Raw genomic sequence first — 20599 nt, 5'->3', positions numbered from 1 at the left:
CATAAACCAGCAAAAAAGATGAAAGACAGGATTATAAAGGAGCAAAGAGTGGTAAAAAAAATTGCACAGGCGCTGAGGCTTCTGCAGAGTCTTGAAGAAATGCCCCTTTGCAAACATCACGCCTTTGAGCTGCAACTCACAAAAGGGTTCCTTTTGGGCATTATCGAATTCGGCGGCCACAGGCGCAGATACCATTGGCTATTTGGAATCAGGCTTTTAAAGTCGCCAGCTGCCGCAAATAAATAGCATGGTAATTTAAGTTTAAAAGAAATGACACAGGAAATAAAGGTAAATCTCACTTTGACAATCGAAGGGGATATACAAAAATCAAAAACGGATATTGAAAATTTTGTAGGCGAGCTGGTAACTAACCTAGCAAATACCAAAAGTTTTTCGTTGATCGGGTACAGGATCAATAGAATTCAGGAAGAAGCCGAAATCTACCTGACCAATCCACAGGGTGAGGAGTCGCTCTGGGAGTTTGTGGCAAAATACTATCCGGCATATCATTGCTGCGATGAGATCCTGCGCAACGACGACCTTTGTAAGATCCTAGACGGAGAACGGAACGCCGATGCTGGAAAGATTTTTAAAGAGCAATTCTCGAGCGATCTGGATTCGGTAAGAATAGCCTTTGAAGAAAGTACCAGAAAAATTTTGGAACGTGCGATTTTAGGCTACCAGCAAAGCCAGCAAGAAAGCATAACAATCCATTGGGGAGTTATCGATGTAGAAGAAAGGGCTAGTTTTAACGGATACATGCTCAAAAAAGGCGAGGCTCAAAAAGTACTGGAAATGATCAGGAAAACGCACGATTGCAATGTCGGAATTACTTGGGAGCTGATCGACAGTTGCCTGAGCTATATAGTCCCCGATTCCTTGGAGGATGATGGCATTGAATGGACGCCGATTAGATTCAAGGGTAAGGAGTATTTAGCAAGGCTATTGCCGGATCCTCATTACAGCCATAGCATGATGCTTATAGCACCAATTACCCTTTACCAAGCCATGGACATTAGTTCAAATAAAGAGGCTGAATTGTTAGATGAATCAGTTGCCTATTATGCAAGCCAGGAGGAAATGGCGATGCCAGATGAGGAGCTGTTGATGCTCACATATGGCTAAGGTATCACTAAATAGCAGTTCAGAACGGCCTGCTATTTTTGGCTGCCCCACTTTCAAATGAGCTTGCGGACTACTGACAACTTTGTGTGTGTAATCTTTGGATCAGCTTAACGGTTGTAAAAAAGCACTAAAAATGGATAAATGCGGGAAGTCATTTGTCAAAAATGCGGCAAGTTAGACCCTTGGCTTCGGGGCGCAAATAATTGTTCGGCATAAACGCTCCCGTGGCATTTGCGCTCGGACCTATTTATTCCGCTGCAATTTTTGCTTGCTCGCCAACGGTCTTGTGGATGCGCATTATTAACAAAATGTCCATCCTTAAAACTTAATGTTATGAAAAATCAAACCAGTAATCCGCTAATGGTCATCTCTGAAATCAGCATCAGTTACCATCCCAAATTCCGCTCATGTGACCGTCCAAAAATCAGCAGTTCGTACGAAGCTTACCAATTGCTGCATGCTAACTGGGACCTGGACAGGATTGAGCTGAACGAAACATTTGCTGCGGTTCTTCTCAACAAGGCAAACAGGGTCATCGGCATAGCGGAAATATCATCAGGTGGTTTTTCCGGAACCTACGTGGATCCTAAAATGGTATTCTCGATCGCCCTGAAAGCCTGTTGCAGTTCTATCATCCTTTGCCATAACCACCCATCTGGAAACTTGAAACCTAGCGCCGCAGATATCAGCATTACCTCGCGTTTAGTTAAAGCAGGGGAGTTGCTTGATATAGAGGTTCTCGATCACCTGATCATTTCCAGGTACGGCTACCTTTCCTTAAAGGACGAATCGCTGATGACCGAGGTCGATTAGGCTACAGTTCCTCCAGAATAAGAACTACAGTGGCAAACACAATCTTCAGGGTGTATTCCGGATAACATATCGGCACCTGTTCTTATTGGCTGTAATTTTGCCATTTTCAGCTCGAAATGTTCGATACGCTACTGCATTTTATTGATTGACGATCCCTCTTAAATCCAATGATACTATTTTACAAATTATATGCTTTTGAATATAAAAACGTGTATTTATATAAAAGTATATTTTTTTGCATATAATATTATATATTTGTTTAAATTACGAGCAATTGCATATAATGAAATATTTAGCTGAGTTCATCAAAGAAAAAAGAAAAGAAGAAAAGCTTACCCAAGAAGAATTTGCCGATAGGGCAGGCGTTGCCCTAACTGTAATACGAAAAATAGAACAGGGCAAAGAAAATCTCAATATGTCTAGTATAAATCAGGTATTAAAAATGTTTGGCTATATACTTGCACCCATTGAAGCAAACCACGTTTCTAAAAATGATATGCCATGAGAAAGGCTGAAATATTCTATCAAGATATATTTGCAGGAATGCTCATTGAAACTAATGACGGCGAATATACATTTGAATACGAGTCGGATTATATCAAAAACTATCCAAATCAATTTATTACTTTTTCGATGCCGGTAGGCAAAGGTAAATTTAAGGATAATCGTTTATTTCCTTTCTTCGAAGGCTTGATTCCGGAAGGATGGCTTTTAGAAATCGCTTCTAAAAACTGGAAAATTAATACCAATGATAGGATGGGCCTACTTTTAGCCTGTTGCCAAAATTGTATTGGTGCTGTAAGTGTTAAACCAGTAAATTCAACCGATGAATAAGAACTGTTTATATTGTTATAATCATCTGCCAGAAGGAACAAAAGGAGATTTTCACGAGCATTGTAGTTTAGAATTTTTTGGTACCAAGGAACAGCCAGAATTTTCTTATTCTTTGGTGCAGATGGATGAACTGGCAAGGAATGTAATAGAAAGAAGTATTGCAGTTCCAGGAGTACAACCAAAATTATCCTTGACGATGGTTAATTCTGCCCTGGATGATGGCAAGAACGGTAGGCTCACTGTAGTTGGTGCCCTGGGAGGTAATTATATATTTAAACCACCTTCGTCAATATTTCAAGAGATGCCAGAAAATGAACATCTGACCATGCGAATGGCTGAAGCTTTTGGATTGAAGACAGCAAAATCTAGCTTGATCCGTTTAAGATCGGGTGAACTTTCTTATATCACTAAAAGATTTGACAGAAATGATTTAGGCGAAAAGAAACACATGATCGATATGTTTCAGATTTTGGAAGCTTTTGATAAATACAAAAGTTCAATGGAAAAGGTTGGCAAGGCTATTGGGCAATACTCAAATCGTTCTGCATTTGACCAACTTTACTATTTTGAATTAACTGTTTTCAGTTTTTTAACCGGCAATAATGATATGCACCTTAAAAATTTCTCATTGTTATTAGATGATGATAAATGGAGTTTATCCCCAGCTTATGATTTATTGAATGTGGCAATCGTAAATCCTGAAGATAAAGAAGAGCTTGCTTTAACATTAGACGGCAAAAAGAAAAAACTAGGCTTGGAGCATTTTCAATATTTGGGAGCAAAGCTCGAGCTCAATCAAAAGCAGATTAGGAGTGTTTTTAAACGATTCGAAAAATTTAAGCCAGTTGCTTTAGAATGGATACAGAACTCTTTTCTTTCTGAAGAATATAAAGAGAAGTATATCGATTTGTTAAATACAAGGTATCATATCTTGTACTCTTAAAAGCATTTTGCGGAGATTAGACTTTTATTCTCCGCAAATTATGCGGAGAATAATTTAATCTGCTAATTATAGTTTATAAGATATAATGAACAAAATTGTTTATATCAATTTGTGCTTGAAAAACTATCCATATTAAAAGATCTTCACCAAGGGCTTTTCTTGGAGCATGAGCTAAAGAAGCTAAAATTGTCTAAAACGCAATTCGCAATTTCTTTGGAAGAACATCCATAAACAATTGGTGCAATTACCAAAGGTAAAAGAGATATGAATACTACTCTCTAAAAGCTGAACAGCTTCTTTGTTAGAAAAACCAAAAGCCAAAACCCCCTGTCGCCAAAAACAAAAGCCTGCAACCCCTTATATTTCAGACAGGTCCTGTAAAGATAAAAATTGGCAAAGGGGGTCATACAAATTGGGTTATCCAATCAAGGAATAAAAACTTAACAGCAACGAGGAATTGAACTAAGCCTGATTAATCAAAAAGCAGGCAAAATATGGATCAAAACTAAATTTAGGATTGTTGGAAGTGTCTGATAGCCAAGTAGTTCTACTTTTTTCAGAAAGAAAGTAAAACTCATTGATAATCAAGTAGTTATGAGGGTGTTTTTTTGTCCTTAGATTGATACTTGTTTTGTGCAAACGTCTGTAAATAAGTAGTATTTACTTTCTGCATCGGCAAATAATAACCTAAAGGTTTTAAAGATGTGTAGAGATTAATTTCCTATTCTCCGCAAATTGGATTTGTACCGATTTTGTATCTTAAGCTATTTAATTTATCGATAATCGTTACTATTTAATTTTGCATCAACAGTTGCGCAAAATAAGTCTAAAAGTAATTAAACCATTTTACTTCAATAAGTTATATGGTTTTTTAGTTGGTTTAATATTTGGATTTTTAATAACGTTTTAAGTAAGTTTGTTCTTAGCGTGTTCTCCGCAGAACAGTTTGTCCTGCGTCGTCAAAATTTTAAAATCTCAAATGAAACAAATCAAATTTGCCCTGCTGGTTCTTATTTTAGTAAACTTCCAAGCTATTGCTCAAAAAAAATCCAAACATGTATTAATCTTAGGTTTTGACGGGTTCAGTACAGAAGCTTTTAAAGCTGTAAAACACCCTAACATAGATATGATGTTTGCGGATGGAACGCTATCCGTTACAACTCGCCCTGTAATGCCATCGGTAACCATGCCTAATTGGACGAGCCACCTAACCGGCTCTGGCCCCGAAGAACATGGTGTAACTGGAAATGATTGGACTTTGCAGAAACACTCTCTTTCTGCCGTAGAAACCGATGCGGATGGTTATTATCCATCCATCTTCAAGGTGCTGAAAGATAAGCAACCTAGTGCCAAAACAGCTTTTTATTATAACTGGAAGGAACTCATTTACCCTATCAACAAAAAATACTTGGATGAGGTATCTTTTGAGGATAAAGATGGTTATAGACAGAACTATAAAAAGGCAGTTGATTTTATGGACAATAACCGAAATAACGCAACACTTGTTTTTTTATACGATGTGCATACCGACCACGCTGGTCATAGCTTTGGATGGATGTCTCCGGAATACATTAAGGCTATCGAAGAGGCTGACCAAGCTGTTGGAGAAATGCTCGATAGCCTTGTAAAAAAAGATTTATATAAGGATACCCATATCCTGCTTATCACCGATCACGGTGGAATTAAAAAGGGTCACGGTGGAGTTTCCATGAGCGAAATGCAGGTTCCTTGGCTAATAACCGGTCCTGGCATAAAAAAGCAGGGGATAACAGAGTTTCAAAACAGCAACAAGAATACTTCGCTTGTATTGGCAAAAATATTCGGCATTAAAATTTACCCGGAGAGTTGGACTGGAACCGTTCCCAAAGGAATATTCAAGTAAATAGTAATAGGCTATTCCTTTAAACGGATTAAAAATTAATATAGCCGTTTGGTACATAACAGCATCTGTTGACAGCCGTGCCTCCCCATGTCGTGAGAAGAAAACGCATATTTTAAAACTCGGGAGCATGATGGTTTTCATGTTGGTCTCTTTCCAGCAGTTTGTTTCGTGTTTAAGTCATCTTGCATAAGCGTTGCAGTAATAACTCAATTTAAACGAACCAAGCAACAACCTCCGAGCATGGTAGCCATAATTCCCAAGTTAACCGTTATTCTTTTCTTAAGGATATCATTCCCATCACATTTTTCAAGAGGCAATTTTCCATAATATGCAATTGCAATTGATTGGTAGGTGTCTTAGTTAAGCGTTTTGTTAGCTATGGATTGAGAATAGCTACATCGTTTGGTCCAATTTTTCCAGAAAATCGTCTGCATTCAACAAATGTGCATGCTGTTTATTAAGTGGCATCTTATCGAAGGTGCCGATTAGCATGCCAAGGCGTGGGTTTTTGGTGAAAAAACCACGGTGGATATCCATAAAGCGCCAAAACAATCCGTCCCATACCGCCTGCCATTCGCCCTTTTCATAGTCGCCCATTTTCATCAGGTAGTTGCTGCCACTAATGTAGGGTTTGGTGGTCATCAGTCCACCATCTGCAAACTGCGTCATGCCATAAACGTTGGGTACCATCACCCAATCATAAGAATCAATAAACATCTCCATAAACCAGCGGTAAACATCATCCGGATTGAATTCGCAAAGCAGCATAAAATTGCCCAGCACCATAAGCCGTTCGATATGATGGCAATAGCCGGTCTGAATAATTTTTTTTATCGTGATGTCGATCGGTAAAATACCCGTGTCACCTGTCCAAAAGCTTCGTGGAATCTTTCTTTTGAATTTCCAATAGTTTTTGGTGCGCTGTTTAACACCTTCGCGTTCGTACACCAGATGGATAAATTCCCGCCATCCCACAACCTGTCTCAGAAATCCCTCAAGCGAATTGAGCGGGATATTATATTTTTTTTCGGCAATAAGCGCACCTTCTATAATTTGGAGCGGATTCAGCAGGCCGATATTTAGCATGGGAGTAAGGACAGAATGATGCAGCACATGCTCTTTCGCCACTATAGCATCCTCATAGCTACCAAAATTTTCAAAACGAGATTCGAAAAAGTTGTTGAGCCAGTCCAAGGCATCCTTAAAAGTAACTACAAATAGGCAGGTTGCATCCAAATCGCCATAATTGTCTGGAAATTTCGTACGCACATAGTTTTTGGCTTGAGTGATATAACTGTTCTCTTTTGCTATGTGCAGCGCCGGTATTTTTTCCTTTTTGGGGAATTTTTTCCGGTTGTCCTCATCAAAAGACCATTTTCCTCCGGTAGGACCACCATTGCTTTCTATAAGTAGGTTCCTTTGCTTTCGCTGCCAATTGTAAAAATCGGTCTGGAAGTAGGATTTCTTTTTGCTGAAATAAGCTTGGGTACTTTCCACAGTGTTCAGAAAGTTGGGGCTATCATAAACATGAAGTTCTATTTTGTACCTGCTGCAGGCCTCATGCATTCTTTTATTTAACCAGTCATCGGCCACTGCCACCATGTGGATTTCTTTTACCATCTGCTTGGCAAGTTGCGCTACCAGTATCCGGCAATCATTCTCAGGTTTATCGGTTTCGATGTAACTAACGGTATAACCCTGTTGCTCCAGCCAGTTCTCATAAAATTTCATGCTGGCACGGTGAAGCACAAGTTTTTGCCGATGAAAACGGTATTGCCTAAAAAACAACCATTCCTCAACTAGATAGACTATTCGTGAAGTGGATAGGGCGGGATGGTCTTCGAATAATTGATGCGGAAATATTAACGTTACGGATGTTTTCATAATTTGGGCTTAATCTGCCAGTCTAGGTCGGTAAAGCTTAAACATTGTGCCGCAAAAATTGTTAGCTTAAATCTTTCCACCATTTAAAAATGCCGACCTGGGTTTTAGCAAAAAACTTGGTTAATAATTAAATCAATATGATAAAAAGGGGCTTGGTCTGGTTTAAGAACGACCTGAGGATACATGACAATGAGACACTGGTTGTGGCGCAGAAGCAATGCAAGGAACTGGTTTTTTGTTACTGTATAGAAGAAAAGGGATTCCAAAAATCATCACTCGGTTTTCGCAGGGCGGATGTCAACCGCTTTAGGTTCATGGAGCAATCGGTAATTAATCTGGCGCATAATCTGGAAGTGCTGGGCGGACATCTGCTAATTGGAGACCAATCTGCACTGGTAACAATTCCTAAGCTTGTAAAAGAATACGGTATCACCGATATTTTTGCCGAGCAGGAATATGCACCGTATGAAACCGACTTGGTTGATGAGCTTGCCAATTCCTTGCCGGAAGTGGAATTTCATTTCTTCTGGGGTAAGACGCTATACCATATAGATGACATTCCTTTTGAAATCGCGAAGATTCCTTTGACCAGTAAAGCCTACCGGATCCCGGTGTCGAATGATTCGGAACCCCGGAAAGTTTTTGATATACCAGCAAAGTTGAACGGATTAAAAGATATTAAAACCAGCAAGTTTCCATCCTGCAAGCGCTACGGATTTACTAGAAAGGAGTATTTGGATGCACAGGTGTTTGTGGATGGAGGAGAGGATGCCGCCCTGGAAAGGCTGGAATATTACACTTTCAAATCGGAGTTGCTTACGGGCTACAGATGGAGCCGAAACAGATCGGACGGAATGGACTACAGCTCAAAACTTTCCCCTTACCTTGCATTAGGCTGCATCTCGCCAAGGGAAATTTATTTTAGGGTAAAAGATTACGAAAAAAAGGTAAAGAAAAACCAGAGTACTTGGTGGCTGGTTTTTGAACTGGTCTGGCGTGATTATTTTACGTTTAAGGGTATGCGGATGGGGCATTCCATGTTTTTGACCAAAGGTTTTAAGAACAAGAAGTTGGTATGGGAAAATGATCCCGATAAGTTCCAGCGATGGTGTGATGGCAGCACGGGGATTCCATTTGTTGATGCACACATGCGCCAGCTGAACCAAACTGGTTTTATGAGCAACCGTGGAAGGGTGAACTGTGCAAGTTATCTTGTGTTTGACCTAAAAATAGACTGGACCTGGGGCGCCGCGTACTTCGAATCTAGGCTTATTGATTACGATGTAAGTTCTAATTGGATGAACTGGCATATGCAGGCTTTTGAGATATGGTATACTAACCCGATACACCAGTCTAATAAATACAAGGCGCAGGATTTTATACGCAAATGGGTGCCAGAACTTGCCGACTTGGACGATACCCAGGTCTTAATCCCTTGGGAATTTGACCTTGCAACTTACATTAAGCCAATTGAAATTTATCCCAAGTGGGATAGGGCTATTAAGCTGATCAGGAAGCTAGATTAATTTTGAATTTAATTACAGTTGAAAAGCATTTGGGATTCAGATAAAAAATAAAATAAAATGGAAGACCTTTCGAAGCAGATATCTGAAACTATTTTAGCTGTGGCTACAAATAGGGGGACTTGTAAAAGTACCTGCCCATCGGAAATTGCCCGGATACTCTTCCCTGAGGATTGGCGGAAACACATGAAAGCTATTGTCGACATTGCTATTGATCTACAGCATCAGGGGAAAGTGCTCATTACACAAAAAGGATTGCCCATCGATGTGGATGATATCAAGGGACCAATCCGCATAAAAATAAGCTGATGGAGATAACAAGTACATTATATGAGCCAGCACTGATCTTAACTGTTCGGATGGATGAGGCCTCACAAAATTATTTTAACGTTTTGCGAACCCAATACTTTCCGCCTGAAAGAAATTTCTTAAATGCGCACCTCACCATGTTTCATAAGTTGCCAGATACCCCGGAAGTGCCTGCAAAACTTGCATCTGTTGTTGGTGCTCCCTTTACTATGCAGGTTACGGGTTTGATTAATCTAGGTGCTGGTGTAGCCTTCAGAATAGAATCCGAAATATTAAAACGGCTTCGTTCGGACTTGGTGATATTATTCATAGATGATCTGTCTGCACAGGACAGGCAGGGATTTCGAAGTCATATCACCGTATCAAATAAAACCAGTGCGGAGATTGCAAGGAAATTGTTGGAAGAATTGTATTCGGATTTTAAACCCTTTGAAGTAAGGGCGCTTGGTCTAGATATTTGGAGATATTTAGGAGGACCGTGGGAACACATTGATTTTATTGCTTTCAGATAGTGGTATGTTTTTTAGCTCGAGTTACTTTTACGCTGTCTTGTACACCGTTCATTTTTTAATCGCAGCTTGCAAGTGTTGATAGAATTTTGTTGCACTAGACATTGCACCCTCAATATGACCCATAAGGGATAAGTTTTAAAAGTGGGGTTAAAAAAACACAAAAATTACTTTTGGCTTCGAAAAAGTTTTTTGAATCATTTCGATAAAAGCATTTCGGGGCAATCCTAGTAAAATCCGTTTTTTTTTTAAGTGTCTACATTTCGACCTGTAGACACCTCTTAGAATAGACAAAAAATAAAATGAATTCGAGAGTGCTCTCCCACATTTATTGGGCACTAATGGGAACTACAACTATATCTCTTAGCAGCGCATCCGATTCACCATTAGTGAGCGAAACCGCTTTTCCATTTTTCCAATAAGTCGCCAAAGATCCTCTTCCGCTTTGCGGATTTTCCATGTAGCCAGCTACATAAACATCGTTTGTTAATACAAAGATTCCCATTGCAAAAGCACTCTGTTGGCCACTTGTTAAAGTTACCGAGCTACCATTTTTCCAGTATTTTGCTTGAATTGCACTATTTTGGTTACTAGTTCCCCAACCTGCAAGATAAATATCATTGCCAGAAACTGATATAGCATGGGAAGTTGCGTCATTTGTTCCATCGGTTATAAAAACGGGCGCTGTAAAATTCCTGGAATAGGCAGACTGTGATTGGCCTTGGCTATTGTAAGCGGCCGAGTAAGTGAGGTGTACTTCTCCCGCAGATTGTGTAATGGCCTGGTAAGATGGGGATGTAGAGCGGTTGGACAGGTCGCTCACTTGCCCGTTTTTCCAATAACAAGCTACTGGCGTTATCCAGCTACTTTCTCTACGGGTTCCTATCACGTACACATCACTCCCAATAACGGTAATTCCATTGGCAACCGCATTCTCGGTTGGGACAGATAGCGTTACGGGATTTCCGTTTTTCCAATATTTTGCCACCCAGCTTGCAGTTTGGCCGTTTGTTTCCTGGCCTGCAATGTAAACATCGCTTCCGATCACGAATACGTCATTTGCCACAGCGTCTTTGGTTCCGTCGCTTAAATCTATGGCTGTTCCGTTCTTCCAGTACTTTGCAATATATTTGTTATTTGAACCTATTTGGTAACCAGAAATATAAACATCCGTCCCCAATACGAAAATTGCATTAGCATCGGAACTTCCGGTAGAGCTGCCCAATCTGGTAGCTTTGCCATTTTGCCAATAAGTGGCAACGTAACCGTCCCTACCAACCGCATGTACGGTTTCGCTCGAAGCATTGGGGAACTCACCATTTGGTTTCTTCTTGCAGGCGGAAAATATAGATAGTAAGATTACGGCTAAAACACTTAAAAACAGATGATTTGTTTTCATTATCTTGAGTAGGAGTTCTGGTTGGATAAACGATTTTTATTTAAGCAAATCAATCAGTGCCTTGGCTACAGGGCCTGCTGAAAGCGGATTTTGCCCAGTAATCAGCAGACCGTCGGTTTCAACGTGCGATAGGAAAGGTACGAGTGCAGTTTTTACATCTGCTCCGTGCTCTTTCAGCTTGGTCTCGAGAAGATACGGAACATTGCCACTTCTGCCAACCAATGTTTCTTCTGTATCACTAAATGCGGAAAGAACTTTGCCCTTTAGAAAGCCAGGTTTCAAATTTTCAGCGCTGAGAAGCGCCGCTGGTCCGTGACATACTGCAGCTACAGGTTTACCTTGGTCCAAGAATGCATGGATTAAAAGACCACTTTCGTTATTCGTCGCAAGATCCCAGATCGGTCCATGACCGCCAGGATAAAATACTGCATCATAATCAGATGCGCTTATCTGACTAATAGGGCTTGTATGTGAGAAAGCATCTTTGGATTGTTGGTCGTCCTGAAACCTGCGATTTGATTCGGTAACGTTCTCTGTTAGCTCGCTCATTGGATCAACTGGCGGACGGCCACCTTTGGGACTGACTAGTTTAACTGTATAGCCAGCATCTAAGAATTCGTAATAAGGGTCTGTGAACTCGCCTAGCCATACGCCTGTCTTGCTATCTGTGTTTTCCATTTCGCTATGGGAGGTAAGTACCATCAATATTTTTTTCATGTCTTTCTTTTTGATGATGTACTAACAATCCAAAACTGAAATTGATTGCAATAAATGCGCATTTAGTACGCTTTGACTAAACTAAGCCGAAGTGGCTACTGCTAGTTATCTTTTTAAAATAATGTCTGTTGCAGCTAATTTAAAATTTTCCATTTGCAAAGATCAGGTTGTTAGCACAAATGGCGGAAATTTCTTAAGAAAAGTTGATTTATGTATTTTAAATCTGCACCATCCTAGCAACCGTGAAGAAGATAATTTTTTCTGCCATGTGCTTTGTGCAGTCAAATTAGCAATTTTTGCAAAATGCTCTGATCGATTAAAAAAATGCTAGTAAGGCCATTGCTTGGTATTTAATTGCGACTGAGGTATCGAAGAATCTAAGGCCTAATGCCTGTTTCCAGCTGATAGTGTTGTCTTTGATGGCCTTAAGTCATTCCACTCTGTTTTCACGTAGTGGAACTCCTTCGCATCCCCTAATCGAGCATCTTGTTGCAAATGGAATTCTAGGCTTGCAAATAGTGAAAACTAATTAGCTTAAGCCTTGTTCCCTTAACTACCAATCAGAAAAATTATGGCCAAAAAGACCTTAACACCAGAACAGTCGGCCTTGCCCGAAAACGACAAAACCAGCAAGCTAAAAGCACATACCGCAGACGCGACCGGCCAGCGCATGACGACCGATCATGGAGTTGGCATAAACGATGACCAGAACTCCCTTAAAGCGGGCGATAGGGCGTCAACCCTGTTAGAGGATTTTATCCTTCGTGAAAAGATTACGCACTTTGATCATGAAAGGATACCTGAGCGAGTGGTGCATGCAAGAGGTTCGGGTGCACACGGTGTATTCAAACTATACCAGCCAATTCCAGAGTTTAGTAAGGCAGCTTTTCTAAACGATACGGAGATCGAAACACCTGTATTCGTCCGATTTTCAACGGTAGCGGGGTCTAGAGGTTCGACAGATTTGGCTAGGGATGTTCGAGGATTTGCGGTAAAGTTCTATACACAAGAAGGTAACTTCGATCTTGTAGGTAACAATATGCCTGTGTTCTTTATTCAGGATGCAATGAAATTCCCCGATCTTATCCACGCAGTAAAACCCGAGCCGGACAATGAAATGCCACAGGCAGCTTCTGCACACGATACTTTTTGGGATTTTATCTCACTAATGCCAGAGTCAACGCATATGATCATGTGGGCAATGAGCGATAGAGCTCTTCCAAGAAGTTATAGAATGATGGAAGGCTTTGGAGTGCACACATTCAGGCTTATCAACGATAAAGGGGAGTCGCATTTTGTCAAGTTCCATTGGAAACCGTTACTTGGAGTCCATTCGGTTGCTTGGGACGAAGCGCAGACCATTTCTGGCAAAGATCCGGATTTTCATAGGAGGGATTTATGGGAGGCCATCCAGTCTGGAAGTTTTCCGGAATGGGAGTTCGGAATTCAAGTTGTTCCTGAGGCTGACGAACACAAATTCGATTTTGATCTTTTGGATCCTACCAAGCTCATTCCAGAGGAACTTGTACCGGTACAGAGAATAGGTAAGCTAACCTTAAACCGCAATACAGACAACTTCTTTGCCGAAACAGAACAAGTAGCGTTCCATGTTGGGCATGTTGTTCCGGGAATAGATTTTACCAACGATCCCCTTATGCAGGGACGACTGTTCTCCTACACCGATACCCAACTGATTAGGCTGGGCGGACCCAACTTCCACGAAATTCCAATTAACAGGCCCGTAGTTCCGGTACATAATAACCAGAGGGATGGCTTTATGAGACAGACCATTAATAAAGGTAAGGTAAGCTATAATCCCAATTCCTTGGTATCAAATGACCCTTTACAGGTTAAAGCCGAATCTGGTGGATTCGTTTCGTACAACGAGAGGATAGATTCGAGAAAGATAAGAGCGAGGAGCGAAAGCTACTTTGATCACTTCTCGCAGGCTAAGCTATTTTATGCAAGCCAATCTCTTGCCGAAAAGGAGCACATCATCAATGCATTCAGTTTCGAGCTAGGTAAGGTGAAAAATTTAACTATTCGTGAGCGAATGCTTGGACTGCTTACCCATGTAGATATGGATCTTGTTGCAAGCATTGCATCTAATCTTGGCATGCCTTCGCCCAAAAAGCCTGTTTCAGTTGTAAACGGAAGTGTACCTGCCGACGGAAATCCAAACGATTTTGCTTCGGTGGATGCTGAGCCTTCGATCGCAAAATCCGAAGCATTAAGCATGGCCGGCACGATAAAGGATTCCGTCAGTACTAGGAAAATAGCGTTTTTGGTGGCAGATGGGGTAAGTGCTTCATCGGTAGATGCCATGAAAAAGGCGCTAGTCGATCAAGGTGCAGTCGTTGAACTGGTAGGTACCCACGGTGGTGCAGTAAAAGGCGATAAGAAAACCGCAATAGAGGTAGAGGAAAGCTTTTTGACCGCTTGTTCGGTGCTCTACGATGCAGTTTTTGTACCCTCCGGAGCGAATCATATTGACGCACTTTCTGCCGATGCAGACGCATTACATTTTCTAAACGAGGCCTTTAAGCACTGTAAGGCCATTTGTTTTGATGCGGGAGCGGAAAAGCTAGCCGAGAGAACTTATTTTCACGGAAAATTGAATGCGAAAGCTTCAGATCCCGGATTATTAACGGGAAGTGGTAAAGCATTAGCCGATTCATTTATAAAAGCGATTTCCGCCCACAGAGTTTGGGAAAGGGAAAAACCAAGAATGGTACCGGCATAGTCTGGAAAATGAGAATAAAAAAAGTCCCTTTAAAGGGACTTTTTTTATGGTATGATTTCGATAGTAAAATAATCGGATGAAGATAATTTAAGCGCAATGGATGGCCTCGTCGCCTAAGCGGAAAGCAATTGGATTGCCTCTTGGTTACCTTGCTGCGCAGCAAGGTCGGTTGCCCTAAGACCCCTTGAATCACATATGCTCGCATCCGCACCGTGTAGCAATAGCAACTTCACCATATCATTGCGACCGAACATGGTTGCGAACATCAAAGCCGTTCCGCCGTTGCCATGTTGCAAGTTTAGGTCTGCGCCGTTGTTTATTAAAAGTTCTGCAATGTCTGGGTATCCCTTAAACGCTGCGCCCATCAGTGCGGTATTTCCACCAGCGTCGGTTGCGTTTATGTTAGCGCCATGTTCGATCAGTATTTTCGCCGCCTCGTACTGGTTATTGTAGCAGGCGATTATGAGCGGAGTATAGCCTTTTGGGTCGTGCACATCAAGTTTGGCTTTGCCCTTTATAAGTTCCTTTAGCACGTCAATGTTTCCAATTCGCGAAGCGTGGATAAGCATTTCTGGTTCTAGTTCCATGTATTGTCTGATTGTTTGTAGTTAAACAACATTTAGAGTTTTTAGTTTTGCCGTTATATCGTCATGGCTTCGTTCTGCGATTGTGGAATCTAAAAAGAGTTACGAAGAGTTAATTCGTAGCATTTATAAAGATAATCACGTTTTGTAAAGTTGGGGAGGATGACAACCCAGTACATCCATCTCGGATAACAGAATTGTTTTTGGCGAGGGCGAAGGAGTTTATGATAGGGAATATAAAAACTTTTGAGTATTACTCGATGTTCTAATCGTGAAAAGAATATTCACTCAATATGTTGATAAAGGCCTTAATCATTAATTTACTAGTGTTAGCGATTTACTGCGCACTAATCATAACGGGATCAGCGGCGTCAGACAGGGGATTCAATCTTGCTATTGGTGCGGGTGTATGTATAGCATTGCATGCCGGATTTAACGTGGTTATTGGACTTGTGCTGTTGGCGATAGGAAAACGGGAAATTGCAAAAGCCCTTTTGATTAGTGCTGCTGTTCTTGCACCGGTAGGGTTCTGCACTTGGCTCATCCTGCTCAGTATCTACGGATAGCATCCGACAGGCGATTATTACAGCTAGCAAAAATTGCTTTTTTTTTATATGGCTTTTATTGGGGTATTTTCAACTTTCATAAATGCTCATGTATTTTATTGTTGCTTACTAAATCAGATTTAAAAAACCATCTATTATATTATAATGTCATTACGAACAAGCAATTATCGTTTTAAAAACAACTTTAACAATTTGTTGTTATTGTTTCGCTAAAAATCGGTTTCAAAAACGTGTTAACCTATGCTTTTAAAAATGGACAACTTGCCGGGATATTTCGTTAATAGTTGTAGAGAATTACGCAACGCGAAGGAACTTGACGAATGGATGAATACTCTTCCCATAGACGGGTTGTTGATGATGCGCTTGATGGAGCACTTAAAGTATGGAGTTAACCACTATGGTTGCGACCGAGACATGGAACTTACTGGTAGATTTTTGCAACTCAACCTTCCGGAAGATAAGAAAGAAGTAATGGATTGGTTAATTGACCAAGGCATAGCGTGTGATTGTGATGCATTTGCATTTGTATCAAAACTAGCTTCTATGGCACACAATCAGTTAAGGGTGCACAACAATGCGTTGTAAAATTTTAAAAAACTACGAGCGCAATTAAATTGTTAATATCAATGGTGAATATGCGATTATGAGAATTTGCATACACCCTATTGTTCACTAAAAAAATAACGTTTGCACGAGTTTAAAAAAGGACGATTCAATCTCTCAGGAGATTCGGTAAAAGATAACTTTGATTTGCTTACCCAAGCGCTTGATTCATCGATATCTGGAATAATCATAACAGACAATAACCAGCGAGATAATCCCATTGTGTACTGCAACAATGCCTTCGAGTTGATTAGTGGCTATCGTCGTAATGAGATAATCGGACATAATTGTCGGTTTCTACAAGCAGACGACCGCGATCAGCCTGCAAGGGCAATATTAGCTGAATCAATTTCGAAAGGAGTTGAATGCAAGGTAGAGATAAGAAATTATCGTAAGAACGGTGATTTGTTCTGGAACGAGCTTTTCATGGCTCCCGTAAGGGACGAAAAAGGAGCAATCAGCCATTTTATTGGTGTTCAGAATGATGTTACAGAAAGAAAAAAAACAGAGCACGATCTGCGACAGCAGAAGTTGCTGATGGAACAAAAGATTGTAGAACGCACCTCCGCTTTAAAGGAAAGTGAAGCTTTTCTGACGAGTATCATAGAGACTATGCGGGAAGGCTTGTTGGTGCTCGACCCAAACTTCGTTGTACTTAGTGCAAACTATCATTTTTTAAGAACCTTTAAGGTAAACCTTGAGGATACTTTGGGAAAAAATCTATATGCCTTGGGTAATAACCAATGGGATATCCCCCAACTCAAGGAATTGCTGGTTAAAATTTTGCCAACCAATAATCCGGTTGTAGATTTTGAGGTAGAACACGACTTCCCACATATCGGTAAAAAACTGATGTTGCTAAATGCCTATCGGGTAGAGCTCGAAGGCCAATTTAAAGACCAAATTCTTTTGGCTATTGAGGATATAACTGAAAAGAGGGAAATAGAACGACGTAAGGATGATTTCCTTTCTATTGCCAGCCATGAACTCAAAACCCCACTAACCACCATAAAAGGATTTATGCAGGTGTTGGAACGTAGCGTGCCTAAAGATGCCTCGGAAAAATTTCTATCGACACTTTCAAAGGTTTCCACCAACGTAGATAGGTTGAACAACCTTATAGGCGAACTATTGGACGTATCGAAGATTCAGACGGGCAATATTACGTTGCACAAGTCTAATTTCGACTTCGATAAAATGGTAATGGATGCAGTTGATGCAATGCAGTCATCAACAAATACCCATAAAATCATTGTGCAGGGTAAAACAAATGCCGTGGTAGAGGCTGATGAATCGCACATCATACAGGTTCTGAACAACCTTCTTTCCAATGCGGTAAAATATGCGCCGGATGGCGGAAATATTCTGGTTGAAATCAACAATGTAAGCGAGTATGTTAAGCTTTCGGTAAAGGATGATGGTTTGGGTATGAATGCAGAAGATGCGAAAAGAGTTTTTGAAAGATTCTACAGGAGCAGCGAAATACAGAAGCATTTTCCAGGCATGGGTATCGGACTTTACATTTGTGACCAGATTATCAAAAACCACAAGGGTACATTATGGGTAGAAAGTGAAAAGGGAAAAGGATCCACTTTCAGCTTTACCCTTCCTAAAGGCGGGAGCGAAGATGAATAGAAAAAAAATTTTAATATGCGATGATGATGCAGGCATAATGGATCTTATGGAGATTATTCTGGATGAGCAGGGTTACCACGTAATAGCCGAAATGGATAGTCTAAAAGTTAAGTTACTTATCGAAAAAGAGTGCCCGGATTTGGTGGTGCTCGATCTTTGGATGCCAGTTCTTTCAGGTGATATGATTCTGCAAACAATCCGCGGAATGCCGACTTTCAAAAATCTCCCGGTTGTGGCAGTTTCAGCCAGTAATGAAGGACGCAAAATAGCGATGGCTGCCGGAGCAACCGCGTTTGTTGCAAAACCATTTGACATTGATCATTTGTTGGAAGTCATAGCTCGTCCGCTTGATTACTGTTAGTTGGAAAGAGTACTACAATCTGCTTTTGCGAAGCGGAAGCCAAGTATGAAATTTTAGCGTTTAGGTTTAATAATTTACATATACTTTGCGTCAGTTGTTGGCTCAACTGTAGGGTTGTTGTACATAAAAATTTATTCTAACTAGCGATGATTTCCTTTTTGAAACTTTGGGTTTATTTAGGATTAGTGAAACATTGCTACTATCTGTTCGTTTTTAAAACAGACGAATTAATACATTATGAAATATCTTAGGTTAATTGTTATATGTTTTCTTGTTTCTTCCGTTATCAGCTTGCTGGGCGTATTTGTTTTATCCTCGCTTAGATATATTGGAGCGGATGATAGCGACTTCGGTAATCTACCTTATGGTATTGCAATAGGTATTAACCTTTGTCTTTCTTTTATGACTATACCTATTTTTTTCAACCTTAACGATCGGGTTAGATCTAGAGCTATTTGGAGTGCACTAAGTTTTTTTATGTTGCCTATTGTTTTTGTGTTTTTTTCGTTGCTGGCAATGTGGGACCAACCTTGGCCTGGAATTCTGTTTTGCATGCCTTATTTGGTAGTGCTAACAGTTTTATTCTTTTATTTTCGGAAAAATATAGATAGCCATCTGCAATAGAAGACAGAAATTCCTTAATTTTTTTAGCCTATCGTGTTTGTTTGTCGAATAACGATCCGCTATTTTTAAAAAGTGCTGGAAAACATTCTACAAAGTCATTTTCAACTACGTTAATAATATTCGCAACAATATACCTGAGATGTTGTTTGTTAACTAAAATACAACGTTATGGAAGAGAAAACCGAATTCAACCAGAAAACAACAGGGAATGAGAGGTTGTTGCAACAATTTAGGATAGAGGTAGTAGATGGAGATAAGGGGAGATTTTTTTCGATCCGCCCATTGGGCCAGCAACGGTATGAGATTTTTGACGAGGATGGAAGCATCGGAACGGTGTTGTTGGACGAGAAAGACCATGCGCATTGCGAAAGCCAAGGCTGTGAGTTAGACCTGCCCTTACTGCACAGTATTCGCGACCAAATCAGGTTTCATAATAAAATGCACGGTGATTCCATTTAGCATGACCAAACCCTGTGGTTTAATAGCAGCATGCAATTAAAATGTAGCATTTAAGCTTAGCAAATAGGCAAATCCGGGAATAATCTTGCGAAATTCTGAAAGCTGATATCATCGCTATTTATTAAAATTTTATTATGTGGCTTAACAATGGTAACTTACGGGCTAATTAACAGAATACTGACTGAAAGGGATAACCTAAGAATTTAAACTGCTCATTCGACATGCCATTTAATATTGCAAAATTGCTAGAAAATCAAAAAAAAAACATCCTTGAACTTTGGATGAAAAACCAGTTGGAAGACGAAGGGCTTCGTGAAGACCTGATTACCAACGAAGAACTCCGAGCGCAGTCTGAGGAGCTGGTAGGCTCATTGGTAGCTAACATCGGTGCCGGAGGATCTACGGACCTTGATGGGGACAATTGGAGCCCGGTTATAGAAATCTTAGGAGGAATTGCCATTACCCGTGCAAGGCAGGGATTTTCTCCACGCGAGACGGGAAAATTTGTGTATTCTTTGAAGGAGGCGATACTTGAGGTGTTGCAGGAACAGATTGGTGATGATCCCAAAATGCTTTTTGAAGAAAGCAGGAAAATTAACCGTATAATGGATGGGCTTACGGTGGTAACCTTTGAAACATTTATCAAGGGACGTGAAGAAGTAATTCTTCGCCAAACTGATGAAATAGCCGAGATTTCCACACCAGTGATCAGAGTATGGGACGGTATTTTAGCACTTCCAATTATAGGAACACTTGATAGCCAGCGTACGCAGATTGTAATGGAGAATTTACTACAAGAGATTGTAGACACGGGATCTTCTATTGCTATTCTGGATATATCTGGAGTTCCGGCAGTAGATTCGCTGGTAGCTCAACATCTTATAAAAACCGTTAGTGCAACAAGACTGATGGGTGCTGAATGCATTATCAGTGGTATACGCCCAGAAATTGCTCAGACAGTTGTGCATTTAGGAATTGATCTTTCAAGCATCATTACCAAGTCTTCTTTAGCAAGTGCTTTGGCTTATGCATTTAGAACATTGCGACTAGAAGTGAGAAAACAGGTGGTTCAAAACAAATAGGAAG

Annotated in this window: 21 protein-coding genes; 17 read left to right on the top strand and 4 right to left on the bottom strand. The window is 40.5% G+C overall.

Annotated features, from left to right (window positions below; translation table 11 throughout):
- Nucleotides 1-18 precede the first annotated feature (18 nt).
- The 7 genes from DUT69_RS10170 (at nt 19) to DUT69_RS10140 (ending at nt 5597) form a co-directional block, all read left to right on the top strand.
- Nucleotides 19-246, top strand: a complete 228-nt coding sequence (locus tag DUT69_RS10170) for a hypothetical protein (RefSeq protein ID WP_113653115.1) — start codon at nt 19-21, stop codon at nt 244-246.
- Between the two features lie 24 nt (nt 247-270).
- Nucleotides 271-1125: a hypothetical protein gene (locus tag DUT69_RS10165; protein ID WP_113653114.1), complete on the top strand. Its 855-nt coding sequence runs from the start codon at nt 271-273 to the stop codon at nt 1123-1125.
- Nucleotides 1126-1458: 333 nt separating this feature from the next.
- Nucleotides 1459-1938 carry a JAB domain-containing protein gene (locus DUT69_RS10160; protein ID WP_113653113.1) on the top strand — a complete coding sequence of 160 codons (480 nt, stop codon included), beginning with the start codon at nt 1459-1461 and terminating at the stop codon, nt 1936-1938.
- 283 nt (nt 1939-2221) lie between these two features.
- On the top strand, nt 2222-2443 hold the full coding sequence (locus DUT69_RS10155; protein ID WP_113653112.1) for a helix-turn-helix domain-containing protein: 222 nt from the start codon (nt 2222-2224) through the stop codon (nt 2441-2443).
- Nucleotides 2440-2772 (top strand): HipA N-terminal domain-containing protein, encoded by a 333-nt coding sequence (locus DUT69_RS10150; RefSeq protein ID WP_113653111.1) that lies wholly within the window; start codon nt 2440-2442, stop codon nt 2770-2772. The genes DUT69_RS10155 and DUT69_RS10150 overlap by 4 nt, the downstream gene beginning before the upstream one ends.
- Entirely contained in the window at nt 2765-3715 is a 951-nt protein-coding gene (locus tag DUT69_RS10145) for a HipA domain-containing protein (RefSeq protein ID WP_113653110.1), read from the top strand. Before DUT69_RS10150 ends, DUT69_RS10145 begins: the two co-directional genes overlap by 8 nt.
- Before the next feature lie 979 nt (nt 3716-4694).
- Nucleotides 4695-5597: an alkaline phosphatase family protein gene (locus tag DUT69_RS10140; RefSeq protein WP_113653109.1), complete on the top strand. Its 903-nt coding sequence runs from the start codon at nt 4695-4697 to the stop codon at nt 5595-5597.
- A gap of 393 nt (nt 5598-5990) precedes the next feature.
- On the opposite strand, the gene DUT69_RS10135 is transcribed toward DUT69_RS10140, so the two are convergent.
- Nucleotides 5991-7481 carry a cryptochrome/photolyase family protein gene (locus DUT69_RS10135; protein WP_113653108.1) on the bottom strand — a complete coding sequence of 497 codons (1491 nt, stop codon included), beginning with the start codon at nt 7479-7481 and terminating at the stop codon, nt 5991-5993.
- Nucleotides 7482-7618: 137 nt separating this feature from the next.
- Here DUT69_RS10135 and DUT69_RS10130 point away from each other — a divergent pair, with 137 nt between their 5' ends.
- The 3 genes from DUT69_RS10130 to DUT69_RS10120 are packed head-to-tail and all read left to right on the top strand — an operon-like array spanning nt 7619 to nt 9825.
- Nucleotides 7619-9007 carry a DASH family cryptochrome gene (locus DUT69_RS10130; RefSeq protein WP_113653107.1) on the top strand — a complete coding sequence of 463 codons (1389 nt, stop codon included), beginning with the start codon at nt 7619-7621 and terminating at the stop codon, nt 9005-9007.
- Nucleotides 9008-9064: 57 nt separating this feature from the next.
- Nucleotides 9065-9313, top strand: a complete 249-nt coding sequence (locus tag DUT69_RS10125) for a DUF3253 domain-containing protein (RefSeq protein ID WP_113653106.1) — start codon at nt 9065-9067, stop codon at nt 9311-9313.
- Nucleotides 9313-9825, top strand: coding sequence for a 2'-5' RNA ligase family protein (locus tag DUT69_RS10120; protein WP_205314248.1), 513 nt, complete (start codon nt 9313-9315; stop codon nt 9823-9825). The genes DUT69_RS10125 and DUT69_RS10120 overlap by 1 nt, the downstream gene beginning before the upstream one ends.
- Before the next feature lie 325 nt (nt 9826-10150).
- On the opposite strand, the gene DUT69_RS10115 is transcribed toward DUT69_RS10120, so the two are convergent.
- Complete coding sequence (locus DUT69_RS10115) at nt 10151-11221, bottom strand: hypothetical protein (RefSeq protein ID WP_113653105.1); 1071 nt, start codon at nt 11219-11221, stop codon at nt 10151-10153.
- A gap of 36 nt (nt 11222-11257) precedes the next feature.
- Nucleotides 11258-11938, bottom strand: a complete 681-nt coding sequence (locus tag DUT69_RS10110; RefSeq protein ID WP_205314247.1) for a type 1 glutamine amidotransferase domain-containing protein — start codon at nt 11936-11938, stop codon at nt 11258-11260.
- Between the two features lie 91 nt (nt 11939-12029).
- Between DUT69_RS10110 and DUT69_RS10105 the strand changes: the two genes are divergently transcribed.
- Both DUT69_RS10105 and DUT69_RS10100 read left to right on the top strand, forming a co-directional pair.
- Nucleotides 12030-12269 (top strand): hypothetical protein, encoded by a 240-nt coding sequence (locus DUT69_RS10105; protein WP_162796248.1) that lies wholly within the window; start codon nt 12030-12032, stop codon nt 12267-12269.
- A gap of 240 nt (nt 12270-12509) precedes the next feature.
- Nucleotides 12510-14681: a catalase gene (locus DUT69_RS10100; RefSeq protein ID WP_113653103.1), complete on the top strand. Its 2172-nt coding sequence runs from the start codon at nt 12510-12512 to the stop codon at nt 14679-14681.
- A gap of 113 nt (nt 14682-14794) precedes the next feature.
- Here the strand turns inward: DUT69_RS10100 and DUT69_RS10095 are convergent, their stop codons facing one another.
- Nucleotides 14795-15268 (bottom strand): ankyrin repeat domain-containing protein, encoded by a 474-nt coding sequence (locus tag DUT69_RS10095; RefSeq protein ID WP_113653102.1) that lies wholly within the window; start codon nt 15266-15268, stop codon nt 14795-14797.
- Nucleotides 15269-16155: 887 nt separating this feature from the next.
- Here DUT69_RS10095 and DUT69_RS10085 point away from each other — a divergent pair.
- From DUT69_RS10085 to DUT69_RS10060, 5 genes are all read left to right on the top strand, one after another.
- Nucleotides 16156-16416: a DUF2695 domain-containing protein gene (locus tag DUT69_RS10085; RefSeq protein ID WP_162796247.1), complete on the top strand. Its 261-nt coding sequence runs from the start codon at nt 16156-16158 to the stop codon at nt 16414-16416.
- Between the two features lie 102 nt (nt 16417-16518).
- Nucleotides 16519-18069 (top strand): ATP-binding protein, encoded by a 1551-nt coding sequence (locus DUT69_RS10080; RefSeq protein WP_113653099.1) that lies wholly within the window; start codon nt 16519-16521, stop codon nt 18067-18069.
- Nucleotides 18062-18430: a response regulator gene (locus DUT69_RS10075; RefSeq protein WP_113653098.1), complete on the top strand. Its 369-nt coding sequence runs from the start codon at nt 18062-18064 to the stop codon at nt 18428-18430. Before DUT69_RS10080 ends, DUT69_RS10075 begins: the two co-directional genes overlap by 8 nt.
- 792 nt (nt 18431-19222) lie before the next feature.
- Entirely contained in the window at nt 19223-19513 is a 291-nt protein-coding gene (locus tag DUT69_RS10065) for a hypothetical protein (protein WP_240186694.1), read from the top strand.
- 221 nt (nt 19514-19734) lie between these two features.
- Nucleotides 19735-20595 (top strand): STAS domain-containing protein, encoded by an 861-nt coding sequence (locus DUT69_RS10060; protein ID WP_113653096.1) that lies wholly within the window; start codon nt 19735-19737, stop codon nt 20593-20595.
- The last annotated feature ends 4 nt before the right edge of the window (nt 20596-20599 follow it).

Source organism: Pedobacter namyangjuensis, from assembly GCF_003313325.1.
Lineage (GTDB): Bacteria > Bacteroidota > Bacteroidia > Sphingobacteriales > Sphingobacteriaceae > Pedobacter > Pedobacter namyangjuensis.
This window is presented reverse-complemented; position numbering and strand designations above follow the sequence as displayed.